The 13,745-nt window shown below is 46.8% G+C and carries 13 protein-coding genes and 1 pseudogene; 8 read left to right on the top strand and 6 right to left on the bottom strand.

Features of this window, described 5'->3' with window-relative positions:
* The 4 genes and pseudogenes from ACLFWI_RS15165 to ACLFWI_RS15150 all read left to right on the top strand — a co-directional run.
* Nucleotides 1-515 (top strand): annotated as a pseudogene (locus ACLFWI_RS15165) (hypothetical protein); the annotation flags it as partial.
* The gene (locus ACLFWI_RS15160; RefSeq protein ID WP_446413615.1) at nt 508-1,371 is read left to right on the top strand and encodes a hypothetical protein; all 864 of its coding nucleotides are present in this window, start codon (nt 508-510) and stop codon (nt 1,369-1,371) included. The pseudogene ACLFWI_RS15165 and the gene ACLFWI_RS15160, both read left to right, overlap by 8 nt.
* A gap of 96 nt (nt 1,372-1,467) precedes the next feature.
* A complete protein-coding gene (locus ACLFWI_RS15155) occupies nt 1,468-2,010 on the top strand; it encodes a thermonuclease family protein (RefSeq protein ID WP_446413614.1) in 543 nt (180 codons plus the stop codon).
* A gap of 21 nt (nt 2,011-2,031) precedes the next feature.
* On the top strand, nt 2,032-2,283 hold the full coding sequence (locus ACLFWI_RS15150; RefSeq protein WP_446413613.1) for a hypothetical protein: 252 nt from the start codon (nt 2,032-2,034) through the stop codon (nt 2,281-2,283).
* Nucleotides 2,284-2,659: 376 nt separating this feature from the next.
* Here the strand turns inward: ACLFWI_RS15150 and ACLFWI_RS15145 are convergent, their stop codons facing one another.
* The 3 genes from ACLFWI_RS15145 to ACLFWI_RS15135 form a co-directional block, all read right to left on the bottom strand.
* Nucleotides 2,660-3,319 carry a DUF1295 domain-containing protein gene (locus tag ACLFWI_RS15145; protein ID WP_446413612.1) on the bottom strand — a complete coding sequence of 220 codons (660 nt, stop codon included), beginning with the start codon at nt 3,317-3,319 and terminating at the stop codon, nt 2,660-2,662.
* A gap of 167 nt (nt 3,320-3,486) precedes the next feature.
* Complete coding sequence (locus ACLFWI_RS15140) at nt 3,487-5,580, bottom strand: DNA cytosine methyltransferase (protein ID WP_446413611.1); 2,094 nt, start codon at nt 5,578-5,580, stop codon at nt 3,487-3,489.
* A 3-nt stretch (nt 5,581-5,583) separates the two neighbouring features.
* A complete protein-coding gene (locus ACLFWI_RS15135) occupies nt 5,584-7,170 on the bottom strand; it encodes a MarR family transcriptional regulator (RefSeq protein ID WP_446413610.1) in 1,587 nt (528 codons plus the stop codon).
* 180 nt (nt 7,171-7,350) lie between these two features.
* Here ACLFWI_RS15135 and ACLFWI_RS15130 point away from each other — a divergent pair, with 180 nt between their 5' ends.
* Both ACLFWI_RS15130 and ACLFWI_RS15125 read left to right on the top strand, forming a co-directional pair.
* On the top strand, nt 7,351-7,695 hold the full coding sequence (locus ACLFWI_RS15130) for a helix-turn-helix domain-containing protein (protein WP_446413609.1): 345 nt from the start codon (nt 7,351-7,353) through the stop codon (nt 7,693-7,695).
* Complete coding sequence (locus ACLFWI_RS15125) at nt 7,695-7,952, top strand: hypothetical protein (protein WP_446413608.1); 258 nt, start codon at nt 7,695-7,697, stop codon at nt 7,950-7,952. Before ACLFWI_RS15130 ends, ACLFWI_RS15125 begins: the two co-directional genes overlap by 1 nt.
* Nucleotides 7,953-8,101: 149 nt before the next feature.
* On the opposite strand, the gene ACLFWI_RS15120 is transcribed toward ACLFWI_RS15125, so the two are convergent.
* The gene (locus ACLFWI_RS15120; protein WP_446413607.1) at nt 8,102-8,521 is read right to left on the bottom strand and encodes a Rad52/Rad22 family DNA repair protein; all 420 of its coding nucleotides are present in this window, start codon (nt 8,519-8,521) and stop codon (nt 8,102-8,104) included.
* 193 nt (nt 8,522-8,714) lie between these two features.
* On the opposite strand from ACLFWI_RS15120, the gene ACLFWI_RS15115 reads away from it, so the two are divergent.
* Nucleotides 8,715-9,335, top strand: coding sequence for a tyrosine-type recombinase/integrase (locus tag ACLFWI_RS15115; protein ID WP_446413606.1), 621 nt, complete (start codon nt 8,715-8,717; stop codon nt 9,333-9,335).
* 8 nt (nt 9,336-9,343) lie between these two features.
* Here ACLFWI_RS15115 and ACLFWI_RS15110 read toward each other — a convergent pair whose 3' ends face one another.
* Nucleotides 9,344-12,319, bottom strand: coding sequence for a Tn3 family transposase (locus tag ACLFWI_RS15110; RefSeq protein ID WP_446413605.1), 2,976 nt, complete (start codon nt 12,317-12,319; stop codon nt 9,344-9,346).
* 411 nt (nt 12,320-12,730) lie between these two features.
* Nucleotides 12,731-13,009, bottom strand: a complete 279-nt coding sequence (locus tag ACLFWI_RS15105) for a hypothetical protein (protein ID WP_446413604.1) — start codon at nt 13,007-13,009, stop codon at nt 12,731-12,733.
* Between the two features lie 228 nt (nt 13,010-13,237).
* On the opposite strand from ACLFWI_RS15105, the gene ACLFWI_RS15100 reads away from it, so the two are divergent.
* Entirely contained in the window at nt 13,238-13,582 is a 345-nt protein-coding gene (locus ACLFWI_RS15100) for a hypothetical protein (RefSeq protein WP_446413603.1), read from the top strand.
* The last annotated feature ends 163 nt before the right edge of the window (nt 13,583-13,745 follow it).

Raw genomic sequence — 13,745 nt, 5'->3', positions numbered from 1 at the left:
GAATCGTGCAAACGGCTACAACCTCACTAGGATTAAAAGATCCTAGCATCATGAGGACTTACAATCAGAACGCCGCCAATCATCGCATCTGGGCGACGGTTGAGGGATATCGAGCCAGCGATCGCGCCCCGGTGTCAGGTCGATTTCTGGTGGTTGGGGAAGATTCCGGGTTCATCCTAACTGATGGAACAAAAGTCCATCATGTCGGAAAATCCCTGATTACCTCATCCTTAAAACTGGAAGTCGGCAAACCCGTCACAGTTACCACTCAACAACTCACCTTTGACGATGAAGAAGTCAACCCCAAACTCAAAACCGTTACGGGCGAAGCTTATTTAAATGGTTCCCTGGACATTGATATGCCAGAAGCGATGCAGGTGGACACAGCAGCGGGAGAAATCCTCACTATTTCCGGTTCTAAAGTCACGCTGAACTATTGCCCTGTATCCCTTGCTATGCAAGCGTTAGAGAACCAATGGGCGATTGGAGCGCTGGAGGTCAAGACCTATGAATAAGTGGCTAATCATTGCCCTCGTCGGGCTGTTACTGTTCACCAACGGGAACAAAGTCTCTAGAAAAATAGAACCCGCGATCGCGGGTAATGAGGCTAAGTCTCTAGAAAAATCCGAGCCTGCGATACGTTCTGTAGGAACAGGCTCCGCCAACGCAGATGATACTAAGTCAGGAGAAAAATCTGAACCCACCCCAGCGCGAACTCGAACCCGTCACACGGTAACGGCGACGGTTGCCAAACTGGAGAACATCCAAGTCAAAGAAGGCGATAGAGTTAAAATCGGTCAAACCTTGGTGGACAACCCAGAGGAACGGAAATTTCTAGAGACTAAGAGAAGGGAGTTAGAGTTAGCGATCGCAACCAACCAACCTGTCCCAGTTCCACCCTCACCACCCATAGCCGATTACTCAGCCGAAGTCGCGGCGGTTGAATCTGCACGGGCGATGTTAGCCGCGCTGCATCAAACCCCATTACCTGAATATCGGTTTACCACTACTGAACTAATCCAAGTGATGGATAAAGCAGTGATCGAGAAAAGACAGGCTCTGGTGCTGGAGCGCGTAAGGTCTGAGCAAGTGCTGAATCAGGCGATCGCAAACTTACAAACCGCTAAATCAGATTACCAGCAGCGACTGAGTGACTATCAGTCCAAAGTGATGGAAACTCAACGGGAGAACCAAGAACGAGAACTCAAACAGGCTAAATTCAGACGTGATTTAGCTGAACTTCAGCTGAACTTCAGCAACACGGGAGCTACACTAAGCCCTTATTCAGGCAGAGTACGACAAGTGAAAGTCCTGGGGCAATCAGAATCTGGGTTAAAAGTCGAAATCGTTCTATTAGTGAGTGAACGATGAAACCCACACCCTGAGCATCTGCACAAGCCCTGAGCAAGACCTGCATAAGCACTGCACAAGCCCTAAACAAGCCCTATTTTAGAAGAGGTGCTGACCATGAAACGAATTATCGGAGCGATTACCTTAATAATTGGAGTGGGAGCGATCGCGATCGGTGTTAACTCCCAGAAACTCCCTAGAAAAACTCCCCCAAACTCCCTTTACTGTCGTTTAACTCCCGGCAGCGTGTACGACGGTGACACCTTCCGGGCCACCTGCGAAGGTGAAACAGAGGAACTCAAAGTTAGGCTATGTGGGATTGATGCACCAGAGAAAGACCAGGCGCTGGGAATTGAATCACGCGATACCCTAAGAGAATTAATGGGGATTAGCCGGGAGCTTTTCCTAGTGGTAGTGGATCGCGACAGATACGGGCGCCAAGTGGCAGAAGCCTTTGTTCCCACAGGCGGAGGTGAAGAAGAAATCTTCATCAACGCAGAGATGATCCGACGCGGCATGGCTTGGCACTATGAGCGCTATTCCAACAACTGTCCAAACTGGGATGTTTTTGATCAGATGGTCACTGAAGCGAAGGAGAAACGGTTGGGGATTCATGCCAAGTCTGATTCGGTACCGCCTTGGGAATGGAGGAAGCGGTAGCGATCCAAAAAGAGCGCTTTTATGGCAAGCGATCGTTTTTTGGGAGTTATTGAAATGAATGAGCAAAAAACCAGGGTACGTTGGGTTCGAGTTGGAGTAGGTATCGCCAGCGGGATATTATTCATCATGATAATAACCACACTCTATGCCATGACTTTCGGTTCCGAATTACCTGATATTTGGTGCGTCCGTTTTTATCCCGATGGGTCGGAGAAAGTTCTTTATGGGGATGATTGTCAAATCCCCCAGGACAACAACTTTTCGGAAATTTGACCCTTCGACTTACCTCGACTTCGCTCGGTACAAGTCGCTCAGGGTCAACACCGAGCGGAGCCGAGGTGTTGAATCACCATCCCAATCTTAAAGAGATGAGAGCGCCTTGATCGGATGGGGTGCGATTAGCGCGTTTCATGGATGCATTACCTGTCAACAAGAGCAACTGAAGCTGTAAGCAGTTGAGAACCACTATCAATTAATTTTTCCGGTGAAGTAGAAAATCTGGCGGAAAAAATTTTTTTTGACGATTCCAATATATGACGTAGTGGGATAAAAAATTTTCGACGAGTGGGAGCGGATTCCGGCGGAATCACGCCTTATTTCGCCCGACTAGCTTACTAAGAGCAATTCTCAATGATTTGGCATCAAATTCTTACCAAATCCAAGGTAGTAAACGACTACTGTTTTGCTGATAAGCAGCAAAATCAGGATATTTAGCCGTCATAGCCTGCTCTTTCTGGCTTATCCGCTGTAAATACAGCAACGTAATCACCCCAGGTAACAGAAAAGCCCACAACGAGCCAGCCATGACACTGAAGCTTGTGTAACGCATCAAGTCTCCTAAATAATTAACGTGCCGTACCGAACGCCAGATTCCATCTTTAACTAAACCACTTCCCATACTTTTAGCCACCATTTTTTGCACGTCGGCTCCAGTGTTAATCAGACTTCCAAAGATGTATAGCGGCAAGGTAATGGCAATAGTTAAGTAGGTGACAGGATTAGAATTGGTAAAGGCAAAGTAGCCAGGTAATGAATAGAATACACCCACAAATAAAATAACAGTTAGAAATGTTAAAATACCTATTTTTTCGGTAAAAAGCTGCTGACGGCGCTGAGGGAACAGCCATTGTTCTAACAACCACCAAAGACAGTAGCTAATGTGCAGGCAAAGGTAAATAACTTGTCTTTCATCATTTACCCCATAAATCAAAGCTAAAGCGATCAGACAGAAAATCGTAACAATTTTAGCTACATTGATAGCCGTAAGTTGCGTAACCTGAAACCCAGATGATTTTGTTGCTGTTTCCATATCCTTGCTTCACCGTCGGCAAAAATTTTGATTTAGCCCAAGTTTAGCTAAAGTTCAGAAGACAGTACAGTTTGCGCTATGAGCTGCACGTTCCCTATGCGCTCGCGAAGCGTGTGCGAAGCACGTATCGCTCTCCTCCAACACCTTGGGTAAAAAGTGCTGGAACTTTAAGTAGAGGGCTTATCGATAGCTGCAAGCCGCTTGTCAATTCGCTTTCGCGCTTCTTTGAGTAAGTCGGGATTGATGTGGTTAATGTTGGTCATAAAAGCGATCGCGTAATCGTTGGGATCGATTGTGGGTTTGGTCTTGTCTGTTTCCATCTCACCGTTACCGTTATCATCGGCTGCGGTTGACTCCTCGCCCTTAATGGGAGGAACAGACGCTCTATCCTCTCTCATCTCATCCTTTTTACCCTTACCAATATTATCAACCTGCATCGTCGCGGTGGTTCCGTGCTTAGTGGTATAAGTGCGGACTTTTGGCTGTTCTGATTTCTCACTACGGAAATCCGCAGTGAGACTTACACGGATATTCCGCACCGTTTTTTCGTTGACCTTGCAGGCTTGAGCAATTTGATAATTGCTCCACTTTGACCACTCTGGATCGTTAAGCAGCATAGTCACAGCACGACGTTTATCAGCACGAGAGCGAGGCTTGGCTGCTTTGTGTTCAGCGTTTGCCCCAACCGAATAGAGAATAGCATCTCGGCGCGTTCCCTGGTGAATGACTACTGGGATATCCTCAAGTCCAGATTCTTCATGCGCTTTACACCGATGGAACCCGTCAGCAAGCCAATAGTCAGAGCCGTCATAGAACACTATCACCGGATCAAGTTCCGCCCCTTCTTCAATCGCTTCGGAGAGCGTGGCGATATGGTTTAAATCCAACTTCGCGCGAGGCTGCGTTCCTCCATCGCGGCGGATTTCGGCAATACTCAAACCCGTGTACTCACCCGACTCAATCTGGCTACCATTTAAACCATTGGAGGTCTTTTCTCCTTCTTCTACAGGATTATCCGCACGACAAGCGAGGGGTTTGAGGAGCAGTTCCACAAACTTCGGAGGGACAGAATAACCTAAAATTGAACCCGCCACACCAATCTGTTCCGGCAACTGATACCAATCTGGGAAGGACTGGAGACGCGCCATACACTCAATCGACACCGATTTAACCGTGCCTCCCTTGCACTGAACTTCGACAGGCTCAGTTGCCGCGCTAGTCGAAGTGGGCAGCCAAATATCAGCAAACTTGGTGCGATTGGCATTTTTCCCATCGGTGAAATGCGATCGCATGATAGTATTGGCTCCTCGATAACTGGGAACTGCCCGATATCCCCCACGCCCACCGGACCGGTCTATTAGCAGAGGGGTAGGCGGATTGGATTTCAGGAACTCGTCCACGGATTTTTGCTGCCCTTTGAGTAATTGGGATTCTGGCAGCTCGGGGATTAGATCGGCAATCGCGTCATACCAACCCGTGGCAGGTTGTTTGTCAGGCAGAGGTAGGGGGTTTCCTTCAACAGAAGCACGAGCGATAAACCTGATCCGCGCCTGGGGGACGCCATAATCGGACATATCGACAATAGAGGAAGCGACCCGATAACCGAGAGTCGGTAGAATTAATTCTATCTGTTTCCAGCTCTCTGAGTTTTGATAGGCTGGTACATTCTCTAAGAAAAAGTGCTTGGGCTTGAGCTTCCGCACCGCCTGAATTACCGCAGACGCTGCCTCAATATCCGATGGCTGTTCTTTCCCGTTCTTAGCAACACTGAAATTTGCACAGACTGGGGACGCCCAAAGGATATCCGGTTCATGCGGAAATCCGGGAAAGTTATCAGCGGCGCACTCAGAAACAGTACGCCTTAATACCTTACACCGGGGGAAGTTTGCCTCATGGGAAGCCGCGATCGCCCCTGACACGTCGGGTTTGTCTGGGTCATATTCCACCGCTAAAATGGGTTCGATTCCCGCTGCCACCATGCCGCATTCAACCCCACCACCACCTGAGAATAAAATGACCGCTATCGGTTTAGACTCAACTTTGGCGATTAAATCAATGGGTTTTGGAGTTGGTGTCGCCCCTGGCTCCTGTAACCAGACATGAGGCATTCCACCCTGGCTAAGGAACTTCTCTGTTATAATACCAATCTTCCCGGTAGTGGTGGTAGCCAGCATTCCCGGTTGCGCTTGGTCATATAGAGCAATAGAGGCTTGTGAGAACGGTGCGGGTTGAGAGGCTGTTTTAGTCAAAGTGCGTGCCATGTCCTAAAACTCCTCCTCTAAGACTCTTGTACCGTCGAGATAAAGTCCCCAGTTCTGATTAGCCTCGATGAGGCGTTTGGCGATCGCTGGGTAAGGGTGTGATCCATTCATCCATGTCTGTAATTGAGACTGTCGCTGCTGGGGGTTGGTGGGTAAAGTTGCTTTGATCTGCTCTAAGACTTCCTTCATCTGAATGGCTCTCAATTGCCGTTGTGCCTCGTTTCGAGCCTTGTCTAAGGCTTCCTCTGCTTTCCGCTCCCTTTGCTCAATCATTTCAAGCGGATTGAAGTCCCACGGGTCAGGGAGTGTTTCAGATTTTTCGCGATTCTTAACCTCCTCTTTTGGGGTCGCCTCCGATTTTTCTAGTACAGACCGTCCATGTTCGGTCTCTACCACCGGGGGCGGGGTCATCTCCGATTTTTCGCTTAGCTTTATTACACCAGGCGTAATAGAAGCGATCGCGTCCTTGACCTCAGACAATGCTGGCTCTAATGGTTTATCGGAATATCGGGGCGGTAAGTACGTGTGCCGAACCCCTAGGCGTTGCATCCGTTCGGCTTCCTTGGAATACCGCAAGAGTTCACGCTTCACACTCGCCCATATTGGCTGGCAGAGTTTGGGATTGCTGATGATTTTTGCTGCCTCGGTTGCAGCGGCTACCGAGTCATTAGATTTAGCCTTGGCGATTTCTTCCACTGCCCGAACCAAGAATGGGTATGGCTTCCCTGTTTCTGGATCGAGCCACTCGTGAGACGGGCGATCGCTTGTTCCTAATTCTAATCCCGCCTCGAAATCATCCCAGAGCGAACACATTCCCGTCCGTTCTAAATCAGCCATGACTGCTTTAGCATAAGCCGATGGGCATCTTGCTCCATGATTAGCTGCATATTGACGGACAGCATCGTAGAATCCGCGTTTCTTTTCTGCTGGAATTTGGAAGGCGACGGCGGCGGCGGACGTTCGGCGAGCGCTCAGTCGAGCCGCGGAAAATTTTTCCCCGGAATTAACTGATTCTTGAGCAGGTAAGGGGAAATTATTGGTTTGTGGTTGGCAACTTTCCTTGCTGTTTACTTCCGGATCTGATTTGAGTTGTTCAACTTTTGTCTCTCTCTCGCCTTCTGAGAAAGTCTTATTAATCTTATTAAGGGGGGGGGAAACCCGGACGGGTGGGGGCAAGGAGGGGGTTCCCTGGGTGTCTGACGATCCTCTAAGGTGTGTGACGATCCCGTCGGGTGTCTCAGGACACCCAGGAGTTTGTTCAGTACAATCACCCTCGACAGCTTTGGAATACCACAAGCCCAAAGGCTGTACCCTGACATTGACCGTGATGAATTCCATATCGATAAAACCCTTCTGGTCTAACACCTTAAGCGCCCGACTAACGGTTTGCCGATGAACATTTCGCCCTTTGGCGGAGAGGGTTCGGGCAATTTCGGCGGTGTTAATGGCGATACCGTTGTTGTAAGGGTCGAGAGTGCGGATGTAGTAAAGTAAATCCCTCTGGCTGGGTGTGAGTTCTTGGCAAGCTCTCAGCCACTCGGAATGTTGCAAAGGATAAAATTTGCCCCGAATCTTCGTGCTTTGTGTCATAATTGTCCTAATGTTATTGATTAGGTGTCATAAGGCACCGACAAGGTGTATAATGCCTTGTTTGACTTGTCCTCCCCTGTGATGAGGTGGAGGGCTAATTTTTTAAGTGTTGGAAGTAATTTAAAACAATTTGTGCCATCTTGTCGTAAACTTTAATTACAATTGTCAGCGTAAGCAAACATGGAATGGAATCAGTCATTTGACCTAACGCTGAAGACTTATGGGGTAAACGCCAGACAGCTTGCCCAGAAATCTGGAGTGAGCGAAATTACGATTAGTCGATTTCGCAAAGGGCGTCAGCCAATGAATACGGATAATCTAAATGCCCTACTCTCAGCACTTCCCCAAAAAATTCAGAATCACTTTTTTAAGCTGCTGCTGGGGGAGGATGCGTTTGCTCAACCAAAATTGGAAGATCTGATTGAGGACATGGATTCCCAGGAACTGGCGAGATGTTTGCGAATACTCGCTAATCGGGTTGCTGTTACTTCCCTTGAAGGCGTAAAAGAGAAGGCAGTTCTGTAATGCTTCCAGAAGATGGTATGGGAAATTCTCATCAACCAGCGATAGACGATATCCTTGAGCAGGCTTCCCAGCTCTCGCCAGAGGAAAAAGCCCAATTAGTCGAGCGTTTGCTCAAGATTCAGGGATTGTCTGTAGTTTTCGGTAATTCCCAGGTACACGCTGATTTGGTGGTGCAGCTCAATAATGCTCCTGGTGAGTATCTGGCTGAAGTCCTTCGAGCGATCGCATCCCGGATTGACCTGTCAGAAAAGCAATGATAGATGTGTCCATGTCATAATAAAAACCCTGGCTCCATGCCAGGTTGCGCTCCCGCCTCTGTGAACTATTGGCTAGGGAGCGCATAACTTTCTGTTTAGTTACTTCGAGTCAAGTTTTAGCCACTCAAGAGAGCGATATCTGCCCACTATTACTCGATTGTGATCGCTGTGGACGTGGCATCGTGTACTGAGTCTGATTTTTCCTGGCATAAGCTCGATTGTCGCCCGTCATGGTATTTCCTGAGATGCCGCGTAACAAAAGCCTGATCATCCAGATATCGAGCAACCCCCCACTGTTCAGCAGCAGCTTTAAAAGCGGCGGCAACTGCCCTCTGTTCTGGCTCCCCTCGGCTACAATCTTTCCCGGTGTTCGACAGTTCCACAAGGGGGACACTGCCAATGCCTTGGCGCTTGTATCCTCCGATTTCGATTGTGCAGGTGACAATACAGCGCTGTCCATCTGGGCTGTAGGTGAAATCCGAGTAGAAGTCTTGCCAAACACAGACCTGATCCAGCCTTTCCCTGATTTTTTGCCACGGGATATAAAACCAGCGATCGCCTCCCTTCAACGGGCGCTCTTTGTGGTCTTCGGCGTAGATCGAAGGTTCGTGTCATATAGTGCAGCGAGAACTGATGTCACATTTGTCAACCCCTTTTGGGGGGTTTATAAATAAGTAATACAAATCATTCACTTTGCCTAGTTTGTCTCCTTTTAGGCAAAGTATCCTAGAGATAGATACACTCTTTATGAGGATTTGACCCATGCTACTCACCAACGTCCAACTTCCCTTTTCGGCAAAGTTTTTTTCTTCCTCTGCTCCTCCTGCAAAAAAACCATCGGCAAGAGAACGAGAGTATCTACGTCCAAAAGAAGTCGAAGCCATGATTCATGCCGCTAAAAGAGTGGGTCGTCATGGTGTGAGAGATGCTGCCATCATTTTATTAATGTTTCGTCACGGACTTAGAACGGCTGAATTAGTCGCTCTCAAATGGTCACAGGTAGATTTAGTTGGAGGCTACATCGAAATTCATCGGGTCAAACAGGGTCATGACAGTATTCATCCCCTACGTTCTCCTGAACTCAGAGCCTTGCGCCAAATCCAAGGAGATTACCCCGATACCCAGTATGTCTTTGTTTCCGAACGAAAAGCCCCTCTCTCAACCCGTTCAATTCGCCATATCATAAGGAGAACAGGAGAAATAGCCCAAATTCCCTTTCCAGTTCATCCCCATCAATTGCGCCATGCTTGCGGTTACTATTTAGCAGCCCAAGGGCATGATACTAGAGCGATTCAAGACTATTTGGGTCATAAGAACATTCACCACACAGTTCGTTATACGCAGATGTCACCCCAACGGTTTGAGAACTTCTGGAGGGATTAAATCAATATTTAAGCGGCAGAGGGTTGCGTTAACCGAGAAATCCTCTCCTTCATATCCAACTTAAACGTCCCGTAAGGATTAACATGACTGAAAATTAGAGGTGTAATTGCCCGCAAATCATTAGCCGTTAACTTATTATCCCAATGCTTTTGAGCTAACACCGTCTGAATCATCAAAGTATTGACATACACCAAGCAAATCTGCAACAGATGCAAAGATAATACCGATAACTCCTGAGTTTCTAAACGATTCGAGGCAAACTCCCCACCCTTGCCATAAAAGATAAAATCATTAATCCCATTCCATCGTTCCACCACATTCAACCCTTCATTGACTTCTCGGCGTACCTCTTCTTTTTCCAGATATTGACAGAGGAAGATGGTTTTTATGACTCGACCTAATTCTATCAAAGCTAGATAAGTAGGGTGCTTGAAAGAATTCTTACTAAAACGCTTGAGAATGGCTTCGGTTTCTGCCGTTCCTAACCTCAAAGCCGTAGCATATTTCACCATCTGGTCGTACTGTTGGCGTATCAAATCCCAATTGATGGGACGAGTGAGAATGGGCTGTAGATTTGGGTAAGCATCGACCTGTCCACCATAAGGACGATAGAGCTTTTGAACTTTTATCCGCTTCAGTCTAGGCATTAACTGAAATCCCAGTAGGTGAGTAAAAGCAAATGCGACCTCACTTTGCCCGTGACTATCCACATAGTTTTTATTCACCTCCATCTGGGTACAGTGACGCAAGACTCCTTCAATCATGGCGGCTACCTCACTACTCGAACAGGTTTTGAGTTGGGAATAGATGCAGGTAGATTTCTTCTCGACGTGCCAGTAAATCATGACACCACGCCCCCCGTAACGCAGATGATACTGGGTCATGAGATTTTGATCCCAAGCTCCAAAGTGCTTACTATCACTGGCACAGGTCGTTGTTCCTTCTCCCCAAATGTGAGGGAATCGAATGGAGAAGATGGCATTAATGACCTCGGCAATGGCACTGCGGAGTTGGTCTTTATGGATGTAGCGACGGCGTACATAGAGTAAATCTTGATAGTTTTCCCCCTTTATCCCGGTATTAATTCGTTTTAGTCCGGTATTTGTCCCCATACCGTATAAGCACAGTAATAATCGCTTCTGTAGCGTTTCTCGATCTAAAATCTCTCTCGTTCCCATACTTTTGAAGTTACGGGTAAAATTCACTCGTAAATCGGTTTCTTTGAGAATGTCTAATAAACTAGTTTGATGCCATATTTGGTGAATTTCTCCCTTAAGTTGTTTCAAATTTACGGGTTCGGGGGCTGGGTTAAAGGGGCGCAGTCTAATTAAACCTTGATTTTGACCAATAATCCTGACATCTGGGTTCTTGGGCATTCCCCGATCTAATCTTTCTAACCCTGAAGCCATCTTTTGCTGCAAGTCACTAATGAAGGTTTCCACATTTTCTGGAAGGGTTAGGGCTTGATAGTATACTTGACGATATTGTTCAAAATCTGTGGGTAAATCTTCGTCGGGATTACGATAGCGATTTGCTCCCACGACCCAAATTTCTTTACAACATAGTCTTTCTCTGAGGGCTTGTAAAACGCTGATTTCATAGTTGATACGGTTGATGCGTTCCTTTCCATCGGAGTCGGTTTCTAACAGAATCTCTCTCCATCCGCTTTTGATGATTCCTTCAATAGGAATGTCTTCACCCTTGTCATAATATCGTGCTTGGCTATTGGTGTATTTCTTGAGTAACTCTAAGGCTTGAATGACGGGGCGATGAATGTCATTGTTGGAGCGAAATTCTAATACGGATAGCAGTTGGGGAATCATGCGTCGATAATGAGAAGCAAAGGAGGAACGCATGACAGTGTGTACTCTTTGCCGATAAGCTGTCCCTGTGGCTTTATATTCAGCAACTAAGTCTCTAAGCGTTTTCTGAGAGACTACAGGGTAGATGGTGTTTTCAATAATTCCCGAAGGTTCAGCCACTGCGACTTCTGCGATGCGGAATAGGAGATTGGTTTTCCCCGTCACTTGTTTAAAGTCCGATACTAATTCTTTATTGATGCGTCTCTCGGCTCTTGTGCCGATGCGTTGAATAATTTGGATGAGTATATCAATGAGATTATCGGTAATTTCTTGACAGCGTTGGATGCAAAAAGCTGCCATGAGGGTGTAGCGAATGCTCCGAGGATGTTGTCGTAAATGGTAGGGGGTTTCAGTCGCCGCTCGTTGACGGTAGGTTTTCACCAGTTTCGGAGATATTCCTGTAAATAAGTTAGTCGGCAATCCCACAGTGCGAAGACGTTTGAGCTTTCCGATTTCAGTGAGGAAGCTTTCCAAGCCTACTGGACCTGGGTCAGTTTTGAGAAAAGCAAAATCTGAAGTTTTCAGATTTCCGGACTTTTGTGGTTCGTTGGGATTGACTGATTCTTCTGTAGATAAGAGGATGTCAACTTGAGTAATTGTTTCCTGAGATAGTTGAGAGAGTGTTTGATGGCAGAAGCTAGTTTCGTGTTGGGTGATGGCTCGACGAATCAAACGCTCAACTCTTCTGGGGGTTGGAGGTTCAATTTGTAAGTCTCGAAATCTTTGATAGACAATTTCCTTTATACATTCAAATTTCTGTTCATTGGGTAAGATTTCTTGCACAAGCCAATCACTTATTTCTTCTGAATCTTGGACGGTAGCCACTCTAAAATTAAATAAACGGCGAATTTCCCACCGATACATTTTTGCCGAACGTCCTTGCTTATCGTAGTCTGAGTAGCGATTTTCGGGGAGATTGACTTGACTGGCTAGGTAAGAGATAATGGCTTGAGGAATGGATAATTCTTCGTCAGGAAAACGGGCAAAAAGCTGGAAGTGTTTTAGGAGGAGTGCAAACCCAATCTGATTTCCTCCAACTTTGTTTTTGACCCGTTCTAATTCAGGGGGAAGAAGTGTCCAGTTTTCAATTAGTTCTTCTGTATTCCAATGGGCTTTAACCATTCATCTTCTTCTCCATCGTTGGTTACTACCGTTTCTTGAGTCAGCATAGGAGAAAATGTCGCGTTATTGACCATGCAGATTAAAAACGATTTGTCAAATGCCTTCAACCCGACTGATTTATAAAACTTATTGATACGTCACAAATTTGAAGAGAAGAGAGAAAAAGCATTGAATAGCTGTAAGCCATATATAGCAAGGGTTTCAGCATCAGGTTGTACGATATGACACGAACCTTCGATCTACGCCTCTTCGGCGGGAAATGGTTCTTCGAGCTTACGGATAATTTCTGAGAGTTCTGTAAAGGTCATCATGATTCTAGCTCCCCAGTAAGGGGAGCGGTCTTCTACTAAACGTTAGAACGGAAACTTAGGCGATTGAACTTGACCCAAAGCGGAAAAGTTTTCATCCCAATCAATCAACCCTTTGGCGTAAGCAGTCGCCTGGGGCAAGTGATTCAACACCTCGGCTTCGCTCGGTGTTGACGCCCTCGCGAAGTCGAAACGTCAAGGTGAACGTCACCGGGTCAGAGGTAATTTTTGAGAAGTCCCGGCAGTTTATGACCTGAACGAAATAGCGATCGCCCTCTTTGTGAAATAACTCCATAATCCATCCCCGATGGTTTCCCAGCGGATAGAACAAAGGACGCCAACTGAGCAAGCGAGTTGGTTGTTGTCTTTCTTGTGTAATCATGAAAAATGCCCTTAGAAAATTGGGTAAATGCCTCCCTTGCCTTGGTCGGGATTCAGGGGGGCATCTTGTGAGTGTCTATTTCATTCTACCACAGTAGACAGCCTATTAATGGCAGTCTACTCGATTTTAGTGTTAAGATTCTAGAAGAGTAGACGGTCATAATGTGAAAGTATGCCAGGAGTAAAAGGACAGAAAAATCCATCAAAGCACCCGCGCAAAAACGGTTACATGGTAGGAACGCAACAACCGATCCGAGTGCCAGAAGTTTTCAGCTTTAAACTTTTCCCAGAAGATCACGCAAGGGTCAAGGCTGAGTTAGAGGAGAATGGCTGGTCAAAACAGGAATGGGTTGATCGCTTAATCGATCATTACTATGGTGAGGAGAGAGAAAAATCTGGCATCGATGAGAGCGATCGCACTCCGGCTGATGAGAAGACAGAAAAATCCGAACCCGACTGGGACGAGTTAAAAAAATCTGTGTTGAGTCGGTTTAAACTGGGGCGTCAGTCTGCGACCTATAAAAAGCTTGACCAGGCGCTCGATCTGCTGATCTCTGAGGTCAGCGATGGTTAAGCCAGTGACAGAGAGTAGAGACGCGCTTTTGAAGCGTCTCTACATTAGATCCTGAAGCTCAGGGGATAGCCTTTTTGCATATCCCAGCTAGCCCGTTTATGCTGAGAGCCATAGCTGACATGAACTGGGCGGTCATCCCCGTAGTAGTACAGGGAATCAAAGG

This window comes from Coleofasciculus sp., from assembly GCF_046539235.1.
GTDB lineage: Bacteria > Cyanobacteriota > Cyanobacteriia > Cyanobacteriales > Coleofasciculaceae > Coleofasciculus.
Note: the sequence above shows the minus strand (reverse complement) of the source record. Positions and strands in the feature narration are given on the sequence as shown.